At 39.1% G+C, this 19,032-nt stretch carries 22 protein-coding genes; all 22 read right to left on the bottom strand.

Going from position 1 to position 19,032, the window contains the following annotated elements; all coding sequences use genetic code 11:
- The 22 genes from T498_RS0104560 to T498_RS0104665 all read right to left on the bottom strand — a co-directional run bounded on the left by T498_RS0104560 (nt 1) and on the right by T498_RS0104665 (nt 19,021).
- A complete protein-coding gene (locus tag T498_RS0104560) occupies nt 1-573 on the bottom strand; it encodes a biotin transporter BioY (protein ID WP_028234902.1) in 573 nt (190 codons plus the stop codon).
- Between the two features lie 15 nt (nt 574-588).
- Nucleotides 589-1,020 (bottom strand): M67 family metallopeptidase, encoded by a 432-nt coding sequence (locus T498_RS0104565; protein WP_028234903.1) that lies wholly within the window; start codon nt 1,018-1,020, stop codon nt 589-591.
- Complete coding sequence (gene thiF, locus T498_RS0104570; RefSeq protein ID WP_028234904.1) at nt 1,007-1,846, bottom strand: thiazole biosynthesis adenylyltransferase ThiF; 840 nt, start codon at nt 1,844-1,846, stop codon at nt 1,007-1,009. The genes T498_RS0104565 and thiF overlap by 14 nt, the downstream gene beginning before the upstream one ends.
- Complete coding sequence (gene thiS, locus T498_RS0104575) at nt 1,846-2,052, bottom strand: sulfur carrier protein ThiS (RefSeq protein WP_028234905.1); 207 nt, start codon at nt 2,050-2,052, stop codon at nt 1,846-1,848. The genes thiF and thiS overlap by 1 nt, the downstream gene beginning before the upstream one ends.
- A 21-nt stretch (nt 2,053-2,073) precedes the next feature.
- Nucleotides 2,074-2,391, bottom strand: a complete 318-nt coding sequence (locus tag T498_RS0104580) for a thioredoxin family protein (protein WP_028234906.1) — start codon at nt 2,389-2,391, stop codon at nt 2,074-2,076.
- A 1-nt stretch (nt 2,392) separates the two neighbouring features.
- Nucleotides 2,393-2,641 (bottom strand): sulfurtransferase TusA family protein, encoded by a 249-nt coding sequence (locus tag T498_RS0104585; protein ID WP_028234907.1) that lies wholly within the window; start codon nt 2,639-2,641, stop codon nt 2,393-2,395.
- Between the two features lie 107 nt (nt 2,642-2,748).
- On the bottom strand, nt 2,749-3,624 hold the full coding sequence (locus T498_RS0104590) for a 4Fe-4S binding protein (RefSeq protein WP_028234908.1): 876 nt from the start codon (nt 3,622-3,624) through the stop codon (nt 2,749-2,751).
- A 186-nt stretch (nt 3,625-3,810) separates the two neighbouring features.
- Nucleotides 3,811-5,031, bottom strand: coding sequence for an O-acetylhomoserine aminocarboxypropyltransferase/cysteine synthase family protein (locus tag T498_RS0104595; protein ID WP_028234909.1), 1,221 nt, complete (start codon nt 5,029-5,031; stop codon nt 3,811-3,813).
- Between the two features lie 164 nt (nt 5,032-5,195).
- Nucleotides 5,196-6,362, bottom strand: a complete 1,167-nt coding sequence (locus tag T498_RS0104600; RefSeq protein ID WP_028234910.1) for an ATP-binding protein — start codon at nt 6,360-6,362, stop codon at nt 5,196-5,198.
- Nucleotides 6,363-6,466: 104 nt separating this feature from the next.
- The gene (locus T498_RS14865; protein WP_242839204.1) at nt 6,467-8,107 is read right to left on the bottom strand and encodes a sulfate adenylyltransferase subunit 1; all 1,641 of its coding nucleotides are present in this window, start codon (nt 8,105-8,107) and stop codon (nt 6,467-6,469) included.
- 1 nt (nt 8,108) lies between these two features.
- Nucleotides 8,109-9,014 (bottom strand): sulfate adenylyltransferase subunit CysD, encoded by a 906-nt coding sequence (gene cysD / locus T498_RS0104610; RefSeq protein WP_028234911.1) that lies wholly within the window; start codon nt 9,012-9,014, stop codon nt 8,109-8,111.
- Nucleotides 9,015-9,027: 13 nt separating this feature from the next.
- Nucleotides 9,028-9,339, bottom strand: a complete 312-nt coding sequence (locus T498_RS0104615; RefSeq protein WP_028234912.1) for a 4Fe-4S dicluster domain-containing protein — start codon at nt 9,337-9,339, stop codon at nt 9,028-9,030.
- The gene (locus T498_RS0104620) at nt 9,329-11,065 is read right to left on the bottom strand and encodes an adenylyl-sulfate reductase subunit alpha (RefSeq protein ID WP_028234913.1); all 1,737 of its coding nucleotides are present in this window, start codon (nt 11,063-11,065) and stop codon (nt 9,329-9,331) included. The genes T498_RS0104615 and T498_RS0104620 overlap by 11 nt, the downstream gene beginning before the upstream one ends.
- A 10-nt stretch (nt 11,066-11,075) precedes the next feature.
- On the bottom strand, nt 11,076-12,137 hold the full coding sequence (locus T498_RS0104625; protein WP_028234914.1) for a sulfate/molybdate ABC transporter ATP-binding protein: 1,062 nt from the start codon (nt 12,135-12,137) through the stop codon (nt 11,076-11,078).
- 14 nt (nt 12,138-12,151) lie between these two features.
- Nucleotides 12,152-12,982: a sulfate ABC transporter permease subunit CysW gene (cysW, locus tag T498_RS0104630; protein ID WP_028234915.1), complete on the bottom strand. Its 831-nt coding sequence runs from the start codon at nt 12,980-12,982 to the stop codon at nt 12,152-12,154.
- An 11-nt stretch (nt 12,983-12,993) separates the two neighbouring features.
- Nucleotides 12,994-13,827 (bottom strand): sulfate ABC transporter permease subunit CysT, encoded by an 834-nt coding sequence (gene cysT, locus T498_RS0104635; RefSeq protein ID WP_028234916.1) that lies wholly within the window; start codon nt 13,825-13,827, stop codon nt 12,994-12,996.
- Between the two features lie 56 nt (nt 13,828-13,883).
- Nucleotides 13,884-14,975, bottom strand: a complete 1,092-nt coding sequence (locus T498_RS0104640; protein ID WP_028234917.1) for a sulfate ABC transporter substrate-binding protein — start codon at nt 14,973-14,975, stop codon at nt 13,884-13,886.
- 193 nt (nt 14,976-15,168) lie between these two features.
- Entirely contained in the window at nt 15,169-16,161 is a 993-nt protein-coding gene (locus T498_RS0104645; RefSeq protein WP_028234918.1) for an ABC transporter substrate-binding protein, read from the bottom strand.
- Nucleotides 16,088-16,903 carry an ABC transporter ATP-binding protein gene (locus T498_RS14870; RefSeq protein WP_081779680.1) on the bottom strand — a complete coding sequence of 272 codons (816 nt, stop codon included), beginning with the start codon at nt 16,901-16,903 and terminating at the stop codon, nt 16,088-16,090. The genes T498_RS0104645 and T498_RS14870 overlap by 74 nt, the downstream gene beginning before the upstream one ends.
- Nucleotides 16,894-17,673: an ABC transporter permease gene (locus T498_RS0104655; RefSeq protein ID WP_028234919.1), complete on the bottom strand. Its 780-nt coding sequence runs from the start codon at nt 17,671-17,673 to the stop codon at nt 16,894-16,896. The genes T498_RS14870 and T498_RS0104655 overlap by 10 nt, the downstream gene beginning before the upstream one ends.
- Nucleotides 17,674-17,733: 60 nt before the next feature.
- The gene (locus T498_RS0104660; protein ID WP_028234920.1) at nt 17,734-18,366 is read right to left on the bottom strand and encodes a helix-turn-helix domain-containing protein; all 633 of its coding nucleotides are present in this window, start codon (nt 18,364-18,366) and stop codon (nt 17,734-17,736) included.
- On the bottom strand, nt 18,359-19,021 hold the full coding sequence (locus tag T498_RS0104665; protein ID WP_028234921.1) for a DUF3990 domain-containing protein: 663 nt from the start codon (nt 19,019-19,021) through the stop codon (nt 18,359-18,361). The genes T498_RS0104660 and T498_RS0104665 overlap by 8 nt, the downstream gene beginning before the upstream one ends.
- Nucleotides 19,022-19,032 lie beyond the last annotated feature (11 nt).

Here is a 19,032-nt window from a genome sequence, read left to right on the forward strand (position 1 = left end):
CTATGCATTTACTAAAACTATTTTCTTAAATGCAGGTATGAGCTGTGCCGAAAGGCTTGCTGCCAATACACATAGTATGAAATCCGGCAACACAGTAATTAGGCAATACTGAACCACTACTACTGCAAAAGACACTGCTTCACCCACATATAGATTCTTTATTAAATAAAAATATACCGCACCTACACTGTAATATGCAATAAGTCCAATGGTTGCCGGAATAATAAGATAAAGCAGATTTTTGGATGGTAGCTTTTCAGTGTAGTATCCAATTAAAAATGCAGCTAAAATAAATCCTAATAAAAAACCAAATCCTGGGCGTAAAACATAGCCAATTCCACCACCTGCTGCAAAAACAGGAACTCCCGCAAGACCAACTAATATATATGTCAATACGCTAAGACTTCCTAGCTTTTTGCCAAGGATAAATCCTGCTAATAATACAAATAGCCACTGAAAAGTAAAGTGCATTGTATAAAGTGGTAAAGGGATATCTATTTTAATAAAAGCTCCCACTGTTATAAGTGCTGCAAATAATCCTACAAATGATATTTCTCTTGCTGTTAATTTCATTCAATTTCTCCTCATCTAGTAATAATACTTTTCTGAAATGATTCTTAGATCTTCTTTTTCTACATTTTTATCTTCTATATGAAAGCTATTAAGCACCGGATTTGCTGCCATTAATGATAAAATCATATAACTGGCCTTGGAATCAAAGGCCAACCTAATGTCCTCTTCCGAAGGTCTCGACGGAGACTCTGGATGAGAATGCCAATTGCCTAATGGCTTTAAATCAAGACTTCGCATATCCTTAATTGCCAACATCTGATCTTTAGGGTCAAGAGTAAAATGGTCAGTAGAATGATCAATATTCTCTAAGTAGTATATCTTTTCTACAGTAAACCCGCCATCTTTTTCTTTTCCTGCAAGCAATCCACAGGCCTCTTCAGGAAGATGTTCAGTTGCATATGCTACAAGTTCATCGTATATACGATAATCCATTCTAATTATTTTCATTTTTAACCTCAAATCTGCCTGCTGTTTCCTCACAAACCTCCTGCTCATAATCAATAAGCTCTGTGATAGTAGGATTTGCCCCACACACAGGGCAGGTACTGGTGTCATGAGGAAGCTTAATCTTTCTAAAATCCTGATTTACAGCATCATAGGTAAGAAGCTTGCCTGTCAGCAAATCTCCTACGCCAACAATGTATTTAATAGCTTCCATAGCCTGAAGTGAGCCAATAACACCGCCCATAGCGCCAATTACGCCTGCCTGCTTACATGTAGGCACCGCATCCTTTGGAGGCGGATTCTTAAATACACATCTGTAGCATGGACCTTCACCAGGCACGTATGTCATAAGCTGGCCCTTAAAGCGAATAATTCCTGCATGAGAAAATGGCTTCTTCTCCATTACACAAGCATCATTTATAAGGAACTTTGCCGGAAAATTATCTGTACCATCAATAACAAAATCATATTCACGAATCAATTCTCTAATATTTGTTGAATCAACAAATTTGTGGTAGGTAACAACCTCAACATCCGGGTTCATTGCATTCATTGTTTCTTTGGCAGATTTAACCTTTGGCTTGCCTATATCTGCTGTGCTATGAATAATCTGACGCTGAAGATTGGATAAATCAACCTCATCCGCATCTACGATACCGATTTTACCAACGCCAGCCGCAGCAAGATACATTGCTGCCGGTGCACCAAGACCGCCTGCACCAATGATCAATACGCTTGAATTTAAAAGCTTCTTTTGTCCCTTTGCCCCAACTTCCTTAAGGATAATATGGCGGCTATAACGTTCAATCTGCTGATCTGTCATTGCCATTAGCAGCCACCTCCCATGAAGTAAAGAAACTCAACACTATCGCCTTCATTTAAGACTGTAGTATCTCTATTTTCTGTTAATATAAATTCATCATTAATAGAAACTGTAACATACTGAGGTGTCTCCACTTTCTCAAGCTCAATAAGCTCTGGCAGTGTTAACCCGTCCTTATATTCCTTCTTTTCTCCAGCAACAGTAATTGTCATAACAAATATCCTCCTGATTCATTAAATATATTCTTCAATCCAATCCACTAAATCATCATAGTCTCTTGGGCCAACCTGCTTTCCAACAGCCTTTCCATCTTTAAATAAGATAAGCGTTGGATTAGCCTTAATTTCATATTCTTCTACAAGCTTTGTATCATAATTAGTATTTACCTTAAACACGTTAAGCTTGCCTTCATACTCTTCCTCAATGACACAAAGTGTAGGCGCCAGCTTCTTACATGTAATGCATGAGTCTGAATAAAAATCCACCACAACTGGCACATTACTCTCAAGAACCTTTGCAGAAAAATCATCTGTATAAATTCTCACTGCCATACTATTCCTCCACCTTTCTCACAAACAAAGTATATGTTCCATCCTCATTATCAATTAGCTTCAAAATCTGATGGCCATCCTCCTTAAAGGAACGAGGCACGTTCTGAACTGGCTCACCATCATTCATGCGAACTGCCAACACTTCGCCATCCTCAAGCTCCTCTATTGCCACCTTCGCAGTAACAAATGTAAGCGGACAAACCTTATCCGTAATATCTACCTGCTCATCAAATTCTAAAACTTCACTCATATTCTACCTCCAGTCCGTCGGTTACGCTGACAAGCCTTAGTATTTCTCCGCTCAGCTGAAGAAAGCTTCGCTTGAGAAATCAAAGAGCTTGTCAACTACCGACTCATCTAATAATTTACTGTTCCATACGCCTTGTCCAGCACTTCGCGGAGGCCTTCGTCGCCGAGGCGAGTAAGGGTTCCGCGGAAGCGTTCAGATGACTTCGCGTTAGCCTCGAAGTAATCGATGGCTGCATCTGTGACGCGGAAGAGCGTTTCCTTATCACGAATGATTGGAACAAGCTCTTCGGCTTTGTGTATTTTGTTGCCAAAGGTGCCTCCAAAGGATACGATGTATCCCGGTGTGCCGAGCCAAGCATCTGTTGGGCAACTCTTTACGCAACGAGCGCAATGATTACACTTGCTCTCATCAATTTCAACCTTGCCATCCTTCATTGAAAGGGCGCTCTCACGGCAAGCCTTAACGCATACTCCGCAGGAAATACAAGCATCTTCCTTGTACTCTACAGTCATGCCGCCCTTGATTCCTACATCATTTTCCTCTGCCTTTAAGCAGTTATTCTGGCATCCTGTTACGCCAAACTTAAATTTATGTGGAAGCTCTCTACCAAAATATCTTGCATCCAATTCCTTTGCCAAAGTGTATGTGTCAATACATCCACTTGGACAGATTTCCGAGCCCTGACAGGCTGTAATAGTACGGACTCTAGGTCCACATACGCCGGCTCCAACTCCACCTGCTGCAAGTTCTTCTTTTACCTTATCCAAATCATTTACATGAATAAAAGGAATCTCTATTCCCTGGCGAGATGTCATATGCACATAGCCGTGACCATACTTTTCTGCCACATCAGCTACTGCCTTAACCCCCTTAACATCTAAATTTCCGCCCACAACCTGAATTCTTAGTGAGCCATATCCTTTTTGTACCTGCTTCATGAAGCCGCCAGCCTTCAAAGCCTTATAATCTATCTTTTCTGCCATATTTACTCCTTTTCTTACGAGACGCTTCTTAGTTTTTTAGTTTTACATGCTCCCGTAGGGCACCCTCCATACCTTCGCATGGGCGCCCTCCCGCCGGCGTAGGTCCTTCCCATGCTCGGCATGGCGCTCCCTACTCGCGCTTGCCCAGATCATGAGCGTCTCTAATTTAATCAGACACTAGAAAATCTAACTTATTGCGTTACGGAAGTCTTCGATGATATCTTCCACATCTTCGATTCCTACACTGATGCGTATTAAATCATCGTAAACCCCAGCATCCTCAAGTTCCTTCTGCGTACTATGTAACGAAATAGTCGAAGAGGGATGCACAACCAAAGTTTTTGTATCTCCTATATTTGATAGTATGTATGGAATGGTGAGCTTATTCATTATTTCGAAGGCTCGTTTTTTAGAGCCTGTTCTAATAGTAAGGATTGCCCCGTATCCATTTTTTAATATCGTATTTGCGATAGTGTGCCAATTGCTGGACTCAAGTCCTGGATAATTGACCTGTATATCTGAATAAGTCTCCTGCAACCAGCTTGCTAGCTTTAATGCATTGCTACATTGCTTATCCATTCTAAGTCCAAGTGTCTCTAGCCCTAGTACATTCAAGTATGCATTAAATGGTGAAAGACATGTTCCAATATTTCTGTATAATCCACTTCGCATTTTCGATATATATGCAAATGGCCCATACTTTATGTACTCTCCTAAGACTGGATAGCGTTCTTTTGTCCATTTAAAATGTCCGCTATCCGTAAGCACACCACTTATTGAATTACTGCTTCCATTGATGTACTTTGATGAAGAATTCACTACAATATCAGCCCCATGGTCTAATACTCTTATTAAATATGGGGTGGCCGTGGTATTGTCAATTATCAGCGGCACGCCATGACTATGAGCAATTTTTGCAAGCCTATCTACATCAGTTACGTCCAAACAGGGATTCCCGATGGTCTCTGCAAATACCACCTTGGTCCGCTCATTAAATGCGGCTTCAATTTCTTCCCAATCGTTGTTCTTTACATATTTTGTCTTAATTCCAAAAGCCTCAATGTCTCTAAACAAATCTATGGATCCACCGTATAGACTTGCACTTGATATTATTTCATCTCCTGCCTCTAAAATATTTAGTAGCGCCATTGACAATGCTGCCATGCCCGATGCACAGGCTACCGATCCTATTCCACCTTCGAGCTTTGTAATTCTCTCTTCAAAGGATGATACAGTAGGATTAGCCACCCTCGTGTAACAGTAGCCCATCTTCTTATTCTCAAAGATTCCCGCTAAATCTTCTGCTGATTCCTGGGCAAATGCACTACTTTGAAATATAGGAGGAAATGTTGCTCCATTTGGCTCTTTTTTTACTCCATCATGAAGTAATTTAGTATTAAAATTCATCCAACATACTCCCTTATTCTCCAATTGCCTACTAGGTTGATAGGATAATAACAAATAATAGCCTCCGCTTCAATATCTGCAGTTCCTAAATAAAATTAGAGCTAGCTATAAATCAAATCTATAGCTAGCTCTATCAAAAAAACTATATCGTTTATACGAATTATTTATTTGTCATATTCATCAAGGAAATGATGTTTAACCCCATCCTGCTTATAGGCAATTACTGTGGCAAGATTTACGTTTTCAACACTGCGGAAAATATTAGATTCCACGTATGGATTTACCTTCTTAAGTTCAGCAATCAGGTTTCTGGTCTCAAGGCGCTTTGATGCACTGGTTCCATCAACTGAACAGCTGTCACATGTCTCCGTAAAATGACACGCGCACTGCAAGAAATGAAGCCCATTATATCTTTGCCAAGCAATGATGTCATCCTGTCGAACAAGATATAAAGGTCTAATAAGTTCCATTCCCTCGAAATTTGTAGAATGAAGCTTAGGCATCATTGTCTGAATCTGTGCACCATAAAGCATTCCCATAAGAATAGTCTCTATAACATCATCATAATGGTGACCAAGGGCTATTTTGTTGCAGCCAAGTTCCTTTGCCTTTGAATACAAATGTCCTCGACGCATTCTAGCACAAAGATAACAAGGATTTTTGTCAACTGTATCTACAGCATCAAAAATATCACTTTCATAAATGACAATTGGTATGCCCATAAGCTTTGCATTACTTTCGATTAAGCGACGATTAACCTCACTATAGCCTGGATCCATTACTAGGAATGTCAATTCAAAATTAACCTTCTGATGACGCTTTATTTCCTGAAAAAGCTTTGCCATCAGCATGGAATCCTTACCACCAGAAATGCACACTGCAATGTGATCCCCTTCTTTTATAAGCTCATATGTCTTACAGGCTCTTGCAAATGGAGAGAAAAGGCTTTTATGAAATTTCTTTCTAATACTCTTTTCTATCTCGGCAGTCTTTTCACTAATCTCATCCTCGGCCTCGCTGTTTTGCTTATCCATCATGGCCGAAAGATAACTATTGTAGCCACCCGTTAGACTTACAGCATCAAAACCCTGTTCAGATAAAATATCTGCATCCTCCATTGAAATCTGGCCTCGAACGCAGTACAAAACAATCTTCTTTGACTTATCAAGCTTTGCCACCACACCATCTAAATCAGTTTCAAACAATTCGTGGGTAATACTGATAGCCCCAGGAATCATACCATATTTAAGGCTTCCCTCATTTCTGGTATCAACAAGTATATATTTATCCTTGTTAAGTTTTGTAAGCTCTTCGAATGTTATTTCCTTCATATTTACCTCTATATTAAAACGCACCAAAAGCAGATGGAAACCATCTGCTTTTATTTTCCTATCTAATTAATAGGCTTTTATATTATTTTCTTTTTGGTGTTTTGTCAAATAAAATCGCCGCCTACTGCAAGATCACCATGAATTCCTGATGCCTTATATACAAAATCTGCTGCCTCATTAACAGTGATTTTATCAGCCTCAATCCAATCACTGTAATAGCCTCTGGTCTCTCTGAAAATAGATGTATCTACAGTAGGATATGCTGCAAGTAACACTAGCACTCCCGCATCATTTAAGTGTTTGACAATACCCTTTATTCCATGGGTTGAAGTAGGCGCAAACAGATAGGTATGACGCCCTCTATTGCTCAACTCCCTTTCCACTTTCTTAACAAGATTTAAATCTATTCCAGCTCTTCCTATAGGAAATTCGACAGTAATTGCTCTTTGCCCCTTCCAATTACTTCTTGCTTCCCTGTCTATTTCATGGCTTGCCTCAAAGCCATCCTCCTTGTAAATCTGTGTAACAACACCACAAGCCGATGTCATATTTGTAACTCTATCAATAAGAATAAGCTCGCCAAGGGTTTTGTGAGTTTCAAATGTAGATAAAACAATATTGTCCGCCAGCTTTAGTTCGCAAACAGCAATCTCATTTTTCTTTAATGTGGATGCTTCACGTTTTTCCCCTGTATTAACATCTATTGTGTTCCTAATATCCTTAACAACTCCAGGTATCAGCTTTGTGCCAAGCTTCACGAAGAAATTCTTTCCCTGCTCAAGCTCCTCATCATCCATCCATAAAAGAGTTGCCTCTAGTGAACTTGAAACACCAAGCTCTACATCTTTTGCAAGGACACAGCCTCTTGATACATCTACTTCTCTATCAAGCTGGACTGTTACAGCCTGGCCTATGGTGATTTCATCTACCTCTTTATCTAAAACATGAAGACTCTTTACCTTTGCCTGCTCTTTGCTTGGCAAGATGACTACTTCATCTCCTACCTGCAGGCTGCCTGCCTCCACCTGCCCCTGGAAGCCTCTGAAAGTATGATTTGGTCTGCACACCCTCTGCACTGGCAAATAGAATCCCGTTTCTGTTGTACTTGCAGACACATCCACATTTTCCAAATACTCAAGTAACACTGGGCCTGTATACCAATCAATGTTTTCAGAACGTGTTGTAACATTATCTCCTTCTGTGGCTGACACTGGGATAATAACAACATTTTCAAGCTTTAGCTCTGCTGCAAGCTCGTTGATTTGTTCTGTGATTTCTTCAAAACGGGCCTTGCTGTAGGAGACCAAATCCATTTTGTTTACCGCAAATGCGAAGTGTCTAATTCCCATTAGCGAACAGATTCTGGCATGTCTCTTTGTTTGTACCAGCACCCCTTGCTTTGCATCTATAAGGATTACAGATAAATCCGCAAAAGATGCACCTACAGCCATGTTTCTTGTGTATTCTTCATGGCCTGGCGTATCTGCAACGATAAAGCTTCGATTGTCAGTGGTGAAATATCGATATGCAACATCTATTGTGATGCCCTGCTCTCGCTCTGCCATCAACCCATCTAAAAGCAATGAATAGTCAATGGCGCCACCTCTACTTCCAACTTTAGAATCAAGCTCCAACGCCTTCTCCTGATCTGCATAAATCAGCTTTGCATCATATAGAATATGGCCTATTAAGGTAGACTTTCCGTCATCAACGCTACCACATGTTATAAATTTTAGTAATTGCATTCTAGAAGTACCCCTCTCTCTTTCGTCTTTCCATTGAACCTGCAGCCTCATTATCGATTACTCGTGTTGTACGCTCACTTGATACTGCGCTTAAGGTTTCTTCTATGATTTCATCTAACGTATCTGCATCTGACTCAACACCGCCAGTAAGTGGATAACATCCTAATGTTCTAAATCTCACCTTCTTATTTACTATTTCCTCACCTGGCAAAAGTCTATCTTTCAGTCTGTAATCATCAACCATAATGATATTGTTGTCTCGATAGATTACAGGTCTCTCTTTTGCAAAATACAATGAAGGTATTTCTATATTTTCTCTTTTGATATATTGCCAGATGTCTTTTTCAGTCCAATTTGAAAGAGGGAATACTCTCACCTCTTCGCCCTTAAAAAGCTTTGTGTTAAATAACTTCCACATCTCTGGACGCTGATTCTTTGGGTCCCATGCATGAGCCGAATTTCTAAATGAAAAGATTCGCTCCTTTGCTCTTGATTTTTCCTCATCTCGCCTACCGCCACCAAAAGCGGCAGTAAATCCATATTTATCTAGTGCTTGTTTTAGAGCCTGAGTCTTCATGATATCTGTGTAGGCGCTGCCATGATCAAATGGGTTGATTCCTTGCTTAACACCATCTTCATTTATATATTCAAGCATCTCTAATCCATATTTTTCAGCCACATGGTCGCGAAATTCAATCATCTCCCTAAACTTCCATGTGGTGTTTACATGTAAAAATGGGAAAGGTGGTTTTTCTGGATAAAAAGCCTTAAGCGCCAAATGTAGCATTACCGAACTGTCTTTTCCAATTGAATAAAGCATTACTGGCTTTTCGCACTCTGCTGCAACCTCACGGATAATATATATTGCCTCAGCTTCTAGCTCATCAAGATGTGTAAAGTTACTCATTTCATACCTCGCTTTAGTATTTGTTTGATTCTTTAGTATTAATTGTGATTGTCTTTATACTTCCATCGACAGCTGTCACAATCCAGTGTCGTAAATCTCCCTGCTGCTTCGTAGAAAGAATAGAGCCCTTTCCACCAATATCTGCTCCAAGGAAAAACTCAATGGCACCTGTAGCGCATTCCTTTAGACAGGACGTGCAACCCCAGCAATCCTTTTCTCTTTTGATTTCTGCCTTGCCATCCTTTAATTTGATTAGATTTCCAGGACAAGCCTCTATACATCTTTTGCACCCTACACAGGACGTTTGATTAATTCTAATGCTCATCTACCACACCTCCTGCATAGCCAATTGTTCCATCATCATTAAAGGAAAACTCAAGTGGACTGTAATCCCCTACCAAAAGAGGTCGTTTTATTATTCTGATTTCATCATCTTGCTTAACAGAATTTATGTAGGCCTCAAAGCTTTCACTTACTTTAGTATGACTCATGTTTTCAGCAAAGCTGTGCCATCTGGTTTCCTTTCGAGCTTTCAGATGCTCTATCAACGATAAACAGACGGTAAGTCTTTCCTTGATTTCGTAGATTTGTAGCAAATCATCTGTATCGGTGGCCTGCAATGCTTCTAGCACAGGATAAAGGCCTTTGATTTTAGTGGTTGCCAGTTCAAGTCCTGTTTCATTAAACTGATATCCCTTCGTGATGCCTCCGGCATATTCATCCATTATCTTTTGCATAGCTTCTTCCACTTGAGAAATAGTAATGTTTGAAGCTGTGTTATCAAAATAATGCTTATAGTCTGATATGATTTTCTTCCAAGAATCATTCTGCTCCTGTTTAAAATCATTTTTCAGATACTCTTCTATTCCCAAAGCAGCCAGCTTTCCTTCTGCCAATGCTCCAGTAACATATTTTTGAGGAGCACCACCTGCCACATCACCTGCTGCATATAATCCTTGGACGGTAGTAGCACGATTGTTATCAACCCAATATCCACTTGCAGTATGACCGCCTACAATATATGGCTCGGTACCTTCTATTTCTACATTCTGTTCAGCTGGTCCCTGGCCTCCTTCCAACCATTTCAAGGTTTGGGATGGAGCCATGTTAAGATATGCCTTGTATAAATCTTCTTCCTGTTCTTTTGAAATAACATCTGTTTTTAAATAGCAAGGCCCTCTGCCTTCAGCATTTTCTTTGGTAGTTCCATATACTCTTTCGCAGGTGGCAACGCCGTATTTTGTCTCATATATTTCACCCAGGCCATTCATCTGCTTTGCCTTAACTCCTTGGGCTATGGTTCCAGTGGGTGCAATTGTATCCTTGCATCTTAAAGCTATGAATCGCATCTCAAAAGTAGTCATTTCAGCTCCTGCATTAATTCCCATTGCATAGCCAGCGCCAGTATTAAATGGTGGATACCACATTTTGTGCCTTGAAAAGCCTGGATTGTTAGGTCGATATAGCCCTGCTGCCCCTCCAGTAGCCATCAGAATAGCCTTTGCAAAAATCGCATAGGCTTTCTTCTCATTAACGTCAAAGCCTACCGCTCCGTATATACGATTATTCTCAACTAGCAAATCTGTAATATTAACATGATTTAACACTGAAACATTTTTACTTTCCGAAGCCATCTTGGCTAAGATAGGCTTTATATTTTCCCCATTAATCTTTATATTTCTATTTCCACGAGTGACATATTTTCCATTCTCATCCTTTAGAATTACCAGACCATTATCCTCAAGAGTATGGGTTACCTCATTAAGGTTTTCCGAGATTGATAAAAGTAAATCCTCTCTTACAATGCCTTTGGCATCATTCTTACAATAATCAACGTAATCCTGAGGCACTCTACCTTCTGTGATATATGCATTGATTGCATTTACTCCAGCTGCCAGGCATCCGCTTCGCTTTATATTTGCCTTTTCAGCAATTAAGACTTTATATTGTCCTTCAAGTCCCAAGGTGTACGCACTATAGCAGCCTGCTGTACCGCCGCCTACAATAAGTACATCTGTGTTTATCTTTTCAACTAATAGATTTTCTAGCATATTAAATTCCTTAAATTACAACTTCTTCATCCTTCAGTGAACTGTTAGTCTCTAAAATAACTTCATTTCCTGATACTACGTATAAACGATATATAAATACATCAACCTTTTCGCCAACTTTTATTTCTGCATCATTTATACTTCTGATGGCTGAAATAAGATTGCCATGTATTCTAGCTCGCACTTCAATGTTGCTGCCTCTGAATATTGTGTCTTCCACAATAGCTTCCTCGGCTGAACTAGCAAACTGAACGCTTTCCCCTTTTTTGAAAATGCTTACAAACTCTGGACGAAGATATGCAATTGAATCATCAGATTGCTTATCGAAATGCTTAAACTGCTCATAGTTTTTCACTTCAACAGAATTACCGATAAACTGAGCAACAAAAGGTGTGGCAGGATTCTTGTAAAGTTCCTGCGGTGTGCCTGCTTGCTCAACTTTGCCTTGGTTTGTCACTATAATCTCATCTGCAACTTCTATTGCTTCATCCTGATCATGAGTCACAAAGATGCTTGTAATCTGAAGCTTTGTAATCATTTCTCTTAGCCATGTACGAAGCTCTGATCTTACCTTTGCATCAATAGCAGCAAATGGCTCATCCAAAAGAAGAATCTGAGGATTTGGAGCTAAAGCCCTTGCAAAAGCTACACGCTGTCGTTGGCCTCCTGATAGTTGACTAGGAAATCTTTTTTCCAATCCCTGGCAGTCAATAAGTGTGAGTAGCTCTGTAACTCTCGCCTTAATTTTATCCTCAGGAATTTTCTTTACCCTTAGTCCAAATGCAATGTTGTCATATACATTCATATATCTAAACAATGCATAGTTTTGGAAAACAAAGCCTATTCCTCTTTCACTACCAGGTGTGTTGTTTACCACCTTGCCATCTATCAGTATTTCTCCTGAGTCTGGATTTTCAAGTCCTGCAATCATTCTAAGAATTGTAGTTTTTCCACTTCCCGAAGGGCCTAAAAGTGCTACGAGCTTGCCCTTTTCTATAGAAATATTAATATCCTTTGATGCATGAAACTTTTTAAAATGTTTATTTATATCTCTTAATTCAACATATCCCATAACAGTTGCCCTCTCTATTTATTTAGGTCTAATTCTTTCTGCCCTCTTTTTTCTATTACAAGCCTAAGTATCAACACAACTATGGCAAGTACCACCAAAATCGATGATGCTGCAAAGGCTCCTGTGAAATCATAGCCTTGATACAACAGCTCTATATACAAAGGCAAAGTATTTGTCTTTCCTCTTAAGTGGCCAGATAAAACGGATACCGCGCCAAACTCTCCCATAGCTCTTGCGGTACAAAGCACTACACCATATAAAAGTGCCCACTTAATATGAGGAAATGTAATCTTCCTAAAAATAGTAAAAGTCTTTGCCCCCATCAGTGCTGCCGCTTCTTCCTCATCTGTTCCCTGGGAGGTAAGAACTGGTATTAATTCTCTTGAAATAAATGGAAATGTAACAAAAATGGTAGCAAGCACAATTCCAGGAACAGCAAATATAATCTGTATTCCATATGAATCTAAAATAGGATATAAATCACTTTGCCTACCAAATGTAAGAACATATATCAAACCTGCAATAATAGGTGAAACGGTTACAGGCAAATCAATAAATGTAGATAATACTTTCTTCCCCTTAAACGCATACTTTGTTATTAACCAGGCTGCTGCAATGCCAAATATCGTATTTACGATAACCGCCCATATTGTTGCCTGAACAGTTAGTAATGCCGCCTTGATTGCATATTCATCGGATACAGCTGTCAAATACCCCATGATTCCATCTCTAAGTGCAGTTACCACTATATAAATGAGTGGCAATATCAAAAACACTCCTAAAAAGACAAAGCTTACGGTTATGAAAAAAAATTTTAAAACTCTATTTTCTTTTCTTAGTTCCATATCAAATCCCCCTAGATTTTTCCATTAACTCTCTTGGATACACTAGCTTGTACAATAGCATTGATTGATAAAATCACTATTGATATTCCAAGCATCACAAGAGCTATGGAAGTTGCAGCTGAGTAATCATATTCCTGCAGTTCAGACATGATTAGAAGTGGTGCGATTTCTGTCTCATAGGGAGTGTTTCCCGCAATAAAAACAACACTTCCGTATTCTCCAATACATCTTGCAAAGGCCAAGGTAAATCCCGAAATTATCGCTGGAAGAATTTCTGGAAAGATGACTTTTGTAAAAGTTGTCTTTGCATCGGCCCCTAAAATAAATGCTGCTTCCTCATACTGAATATCTATTTTTTCAAGCACCGGCTGAACCGATCTAACCACAAATGGAATGCCAATAAAAATCAACGCAACTGTTATACCTATTCTTGTATAGGCTATCTGAATTCCAAAAAGCTTATAAAAAATCTGTCCTACCCATCCATTAGTAGTAGTTAGATGTGTTAAGGATATGCCAGCTACAGCTGTTGGCAGAGCAAATGGCAATTCAATTATTCCATCAATAAATCTCTTGCCCTTAAAATCATATCTAACTAAAATCCATGCAAGTATTATTCCCATCACTACATTGACTAAAGATGCAATAAATGCAGTTGAGATTGATACAAAATATCCCGATAAGATTCTTGGTCTCGTTACCGTATATACGAACTCAGAAAAACTAAGCTTTGCAGAAAAGACTACTAATGAACACAAGGGAATCAATACCACAATACTTAATATGGTTATTGTTATTCCCATTGATATTCCAAATCCAGGTATTACGCTTTTATGTCTATTCATATTCACAATCCTCTCTGAAAAACTTTGGAATGGGTTGCCCCATTCCAAAATTGCTTTTACTGTTCATAAATACTGTCAAAGTTTGCTCCATCAGCAAAATGTGTAGCGCGTGCCTTTGTCCAGCCACCAAAATGATTAATATCTGTAAGTGTGATATTGTCGTTAATCCACTTGCCATCTGCTGGTACCTCTGTAATAGTGTTTGAATCAGCTGTAAATACATACTTGTCATAGATTGACTTTGTGCTTGGACGATAGAAATTCTGTGCCTCTATCTCCTGTGCCTCATCTGAATACAGATAGCTTAAATATTCTTTTGCTACATCTTCTGTGCCATGCTTCTTTGCTACTTCATCAACTACAGCAACTGTTGGCTGGCATAAAATAGACACTGAAGGAACTACAATTTCATACTCCCCTGGATATTCCTGAAGTGAAAGGAATGCCTCATTCTCCCAAGCAATCAGAACATCACCCTGCTTATTCTCTACAAATGATGTGGTTGCACCTCTTGCACCAGAATCAAGAACTACTACGTTTGCATATAATTGTCTGATTGACTCTAATATCTCATCTTCGCTCTGTCCCTGCTGCTCGAAATAATACCAGGCTGCAAGGTAATTCCACATTGCTCCACCAGATGTCTTTGGATTTGGTGTGATAACGCCTACATCCTTACGTGTTAAATCGTCCCAATCATTAATATTCTTTGGATTACCTGAACGTACAAGAAATACGATTGTTGATGTGTATGGAGAACTATCTACATCAAACTCAGATGTGAATCCATCATCAATGAGTCCTGCATCTGCAACTACCTGAACATCACCCTCAAGTGCAAGTGTAACAACATCTGCCTCAAGTCCGTTTGCAACTTCAAGAGCCTGCTTTCCAGATCCACCATGTGACTGTGTAATCTCTACTGTCTGTCCAAACTCTTCTTCATAATGCTTTGCAAACAATTCGTTGTATGCTGCGTAAAGCTCTCTGGTTGGATCGTATGAAACATTTGTGAGCTCTATCTTTTCTCCCCCAGCCTTTGGAACATCTTCTCCATCGATTGAAGCTGTTCCTCCTTTACTTCCACATCCAACAACGCTAGCCCCAAGTGCTGCGATTAAAATCAAAGATAACAATTTCTTTTTCATATTCACTACCTCCGCTCTGTTTTATTAACTACTTATCTACTAGGTTGATAGGATTATATGTTACAAAGCCTGTAAATTCAATACTTCTAGCTCCTAAAGAAAATGAGAACCCGTTATAGATTCAATCTATAGCAGGCTCTCACGGCGTAAAAAAGCAGGTGCGAAAAGCACCTGCCATCGTTTTTATTAATCATTAAAATAGTGTTGAAGTATCAAACTCTTCGTCAATCATTCCAGCTTCATACATGAAATCTGCTGTTCTCTGGAATCCAGCCTTATCTTCATCTGTGATTTCCAGTGAGAAATCATAATACTGGTACATATCCTTTACAGCAGCCTCATCTAGATCGAGCTCTGTTGCAACAGCTGCCAGAGCTTCATCTTCATTTTCTGAGATATAGCTTAAGATTTCTTTCTGAGCACTCTCAAGCTTTTCAATAACTTCTGGATGAGCCTCATAGAATTCATTTGTTACTGCAACAGCGATGATTGCGTTGATAAGACCTTCGCCGTCTGTCACAAGATTGTAGCCCTGTGACTGTGTCTGATATGCTGCCGCACCTGCAAGTAATGCACAGTCAATGCTTCCACCTTCAAGTGCTGCCTTTGCATCAGGAATTCCCATGTTTACAAAATTAACATCATCTATTGAAAGTCCTGCTGTAGCAAGATATGCTGCAAGTAACTCATGAAGATTAGTACCTGTAGGTCCAGCGATTGTTTTGCCAACTAAATCCTCTGGACTCTTAATTGAGTCATCCTTTGCGAATAAGCAAAATGCCTTTGGAGAGCGGCTATACATATTTACAACCTTGATATCTCCACCATTTGCAGCTGAAAGAATTACAGATGTTGCTCCAACTGCATAAAGCACCTGCACATCACCTGAGGCAAGTGCCTGTGTCTGGTCTGCACCAGAAGTAATCTCTGCATAATTTACTTTTGTGCCCTCAAAAGCCTTCTCAAAAATCTTTTGATCCTTATCAATAATAGATGGTACGTTTAGGGGTGATGTTACATATGTGAATGTAAGCTCATCTAAAGCTTCCTCCGAAGCTGCTGTATCAGCTGATTCTGTTTGGCCAGCATCGTTATTTGCTGCTCCCTCTTTGCTACTTCCGCAGCCAACAAAAAGGCTTACGGCAAGGCTCGCTACAAGCATTGTCGAAATTATTTTCTTTAACATTCTTTTCCTCCTTAGAAAATGTAATTGTATTTTTAAATTGCTCTAAAATCTGTTGTTTTATTGCAATCATTGACGGATTCATTAAATCTCTAACTGAGTCTGACTCGGGTATATTAAAGGACTTTTTAATCCTTCCATTTTCAATAAGAACGATATTGTTGCCTAGAAGTAAAGCCTCATCAATGCTATGGGTAACAAAAAGTATACTCATATGCTGCTTGTGCTGCATTTCCCTCAACTCATTTTGCATCTGCTCTCTAGTAAAATAATCCAAAGCTGCAAAAGGCTCATCCATCATTATAAAGGATGGTTTGTAAGCCATAGCTCGTGCTATTGAAACCCTGTGCTGCATTCCTCCTGACAGCTGATTAGGGTAGGAATTGTCAAAACCTCTAAGGCCAACAATATTAATCAGATTTCTGATTTCATTGTCCGTAATGCCTATTTTCTTTCCACTAAATTTAATGTTGTCGTAAACTGACAACCATGGCATTAATCTTGGCTCCTGAAAAACAAAAGCCATTCTGGAATCACCTTCATATTCAATCTGGCCAGCATCTGCCTTTTCAAGCCCTCCGATAATACGAAGCAACGTAGTCTTACCACATCCGCTTTTGCCTAAGATTACGGTAATCTCCTTAGGATGAAGCTCTAGAGAGATATCATCAAGAACAGTAGTATTTTTGCCATTTACTGGAAAACTTTTCGATATGTTTTTTACATGAATTTCACCTATTGCCATCCGTTCTCTCCAACACCCTTTAATACTACTTTTATTATCATTCCAAATAGCTTATCTGAAAGATAACCAATGGTTCCAATCAGAATAATTCCAATGATGACCTTATCTGTTCTGGACATCTGCTGGGCAAAAAGTATCATATGGCCAAGTCCTGATGCTGCTGCAACCATCTCGGCACCTATAATCGCCCTCCAGCTGTACCCCAGCCCGATTCTCATTCCAACTAAAATATCTGCTGCTGCATAAGGAAGAATGATTCCAAATAATTTTTCTTTTGCTGAGTAATCGTAGACATCTCCCACCTCTAACAGTTTTTCATCACAGCCTAGGATACCTTTTACAATATTAAGGTATATTGGGAAAAATGACGCAAGTACAATGATTATTATTTTGGACGTTTCCCCAATTCCATACCAAAGAATTAATAAAGGTATTAAGCTAAGAGGTGGTACATTTCTAAAGAATTGAACAAGAGGCTCATACCATATCCTGCTGTTTGGTAACAGCGATGTGAGTGTTCCTAAGAAAAATGCTAATATAAACGCAATAGTAAAGCCTTTTAATACTCTGATAAGACTTATGATAATATCTTCCCATATGTCTCCCGATTCAAGCAGTTTAAGAAACGTGTTCCAAACCTTGCCTGGTGAAGGCAGGACATATTCACTGAAGGTGCCAGATGCACATACTGCCGACCATGCGAAAATTATAATCAGTATTGTGATTACTGGTGCTATATATTTTTTGTATTTATTCCAAAAACTATTCATTATGTTTAGCAAACTCCATTCACATTACAGTATACTCTTTTAGAACCACTTTGACACACTCTAAATCAAATCTGTAATACTGCATTTCAAAACTCTGCTGAGTGCTTCCAACGTGGATACAGAAGCTTTTCGAATATCCTTTGCACCAATTTCATACTGCTGCAATGTCCTGAGATTGACATCCGCAGCTTTTGCCAGCTCACTTTGTGACAAGCCAAAGAGCTTTCGATACATCTGTAGTCTATTGACTGCATCTGCATGTTCAGCCCTGGAATTTATATAATCCACAATTTTTTGCTCATCCATCTCATGATATGGGTTGTATCTTTCTCTTAATTCTTCAGCGGTGATTATGTTTTGTATTTCTCTAAAGCTTTTTCCTGTGTACCACTGATAGTAGGCTAGCACCCAGCCTGTCCAATAATCTTCTTTGGGCGCAATAAAAGATTTGGTAACCGCCTTTAAATCTGCAGCACCAGTCTTAAGAACTATTTCCTGTGTAAGCTCTGGCCCCGATTTTCCAACAATATACTTAGGATTTCCTACCTCAAACTGTGCTGCTATTCCCGAATTTATAAATAAGCTCATAAAAAAATTCAGCTTAAATTTATAATCCCTAGCAGCTGTTTGAAATGCCTCCGCCAGATTAATCATTGCATCATTTAAATATATTTGATTGTATGAATTAACCATGGGACTCCTCCCTTCTTACCAAATCCAAAAGATATACTCCATCCTTATCCATCTTACCTGAAATACTAATAAAATCCTCTCTAGCCTTATTATCTCGAACCATTTTTTGAGGAAAATACACTGTATAGTCTACTGGCACTGCTTCTTTAAATTTTAGTTTCGAAAATGCTTTCTCGCTCTTTATAAAATATTGTTGTCCCAATTCACCAAGATACATTGACTGTTCAAGCTGATTAAGGCTAATTGCATTTGATAAAAAAGCTCTGGCAAAAGAAAAATATGAATCATCAGCCCTATAACCAATTATTAAATCATAATCTTCAATATTTAGATGATAGTGAGACTTGAGATAGTTAAATCCCTCACTTGCTAAGGGGCTGTTCACACTAAAAGTTCTATGTTCTAGTAGAACTGTAAGCCAATGCAATATAGAATACTTTTCATCATTTAGATTAAGAATCTTTAGCCCCTTATCATCTATTTCATAGACATTAACAAATCCATCTCTTTTATCATCAACCGCCCACTCTTTGGCAAGTTCGAGATGCTTTGTGCAATAGAAACCCTGCCCGTAGTCATTGAATGGCTTACCATATCCAAACTGAGGGGTACTAATTATTCTATCTGATCCATGATATAAAACTAATTTGCTCAATATAATCACCA

Source organism: Pseudobutyrivibrio sp. MD2005 (assembly GCF_000621865.1).
Classification (GTDB): Bacteria; Bacillota; Clostridia; order Lachnospirales; family Lachnospiraceae; genus Pseudobutyrivibrio.

Bases quoted from the DNA above. Each gene is read 5' to 3' on its own strand.
- T498_RS0104655 (WP_028234919.1), bottom strand. From the start codon at position 17,673: ATGAATAGTTTTTGGAATAAATACAAAAAATATATAGCACCAGTAATC.
- thiF (WP_028234904.1), bottom strand. From the start codon at position 1,846: ATGGCAATGACAGATCAGCAGATTGAACGTTATAGCCGCCATATTATC.
- T498_RS0104590 (WP_028234908.1), bottom strand. From the start codon at position 3,624: ATGGCAGAAAAGATAGATTATAAGGCTTTGAAGGCTGGCGGCTTCATG.
- cysW (WP_028234915.1), bottom strand. From the start codon at position 12,982: ATGGAACTAAGAAAAGAAAATAGAGTTTTAAAATTTTTTTTCATAACC.
- cysD (WP_028234911.1), bottom strand. From the start codon at position 9,014: ATGAGTAACTTTACACATCTTGATGAGCTAGAAGCTGAGGCAATATAT.
- T498_RS0104580 (WP_028234906.1), bottom strand. From the start codon at position 2,391: ATGGCAGTGAGAATTTATACAGATGATTTTTCTGCAAAGGTTCTTGAG.
- T498_RS0104560 (WP_028234902.1), bottom strand. From the start codon at position 573: ATGAAATTAACAGCAAGAGAAATATCATTTGTAGGATTATTTGCAGCA.
- T498_RS0104600 (WP_028234910.1), bottom strand. From the start codon at position 6,362: ATGAAGGAAATAACATTCGAAGAGCTTACAAAACTTAACAAGGATAAA.
- T498_RS0104625 (WP_028234914.1), bottom strand. From the start codon at position 12,137: ATGGGATATGTTGAATTAAGAGATATAAATAAACATTTTAAAAAGTTT.
- T498_RS0104585 (WP_028234907.1), bottom strand. From the start codon at position 2,641: ATGAGTGAAGTTTTAGAATTTGATGAGCAGGTAGATATTACGGATAAG.
- T498_RS0104640 (WP_028234917.1), bottom strand. From the start codon at position 14,975: ATGAAAAAGAAATTGTTATCTTTGATTTTAATCGCAGCACTTGGGGCT.
- T498_RS0104620 (WP_028234913.1), bottom strand. From the start codon at position 11,065: ATGCTAGAAAATCTATTAGTTGAAAAGATAAACACAGATGTACTTATT.
- thiS (WP_028234905.1), bottom strand. From the start codon at position 2,052: ATGACAATTACTGTTGCTGGAGAAAAGAAGGAATATAAGGACGGGTTA.
- T498_RS0104595 (WP_028234909.1), bottom strand. From the start codon at position 5,031: ATGAATTTTAATACTAAATTACTTCATGATGGAGTAAAAAAAGAGCCA.
- T498_RS0104565 (WP_028234903.1), bottom strand. From the start codon at position 1,020: ATGAAAATAATTAGAATGGATTATCGTATATACGATGAACTTGTAGCA.
- cysT (WP_028234916.1), bottom strand. From the start codon at position 13,827: ATGAATAGACATAAAAGCGTAATACCTGGATTTGGAATATCAATGGGA.
- T498_RS0104645 (WP_028234918.1), bottom strand. From the start codon at position 16,161: ATGTTAAAGAAAATAATTTCGACAATGCTTGTAGCGAGCCTTGCCGTA.
- T498_RS14870 (WP_081779680.1), bottom strand. From the start codon at position 16,903: ATGGCAATAGGTGAAATTCATGTAAAAAACATATCGAAAAGTTTTCCA.
- T498_RS14865 (WP_242839204.1), bottom strand. From the start codon at position 8,107: ATGCAATTACTAAAATTTATAACATGTGGTAGCGTTGATGACGGAAAG.
- T498_RS0104660 (WP_028234920.1), bottom strand. From the start codon at position 18,366: ATGGTTAATTCATACAATCAAATATATTTAAATGATGCAATGATTAAT.
- T498_RS0104615 (WP_028234912.1), bottom strand. From the start codon at position 9,339: ATGAGCATTAGAATTAATCAAACGTCCTGTGTAGGGTGCAAAAGATGT.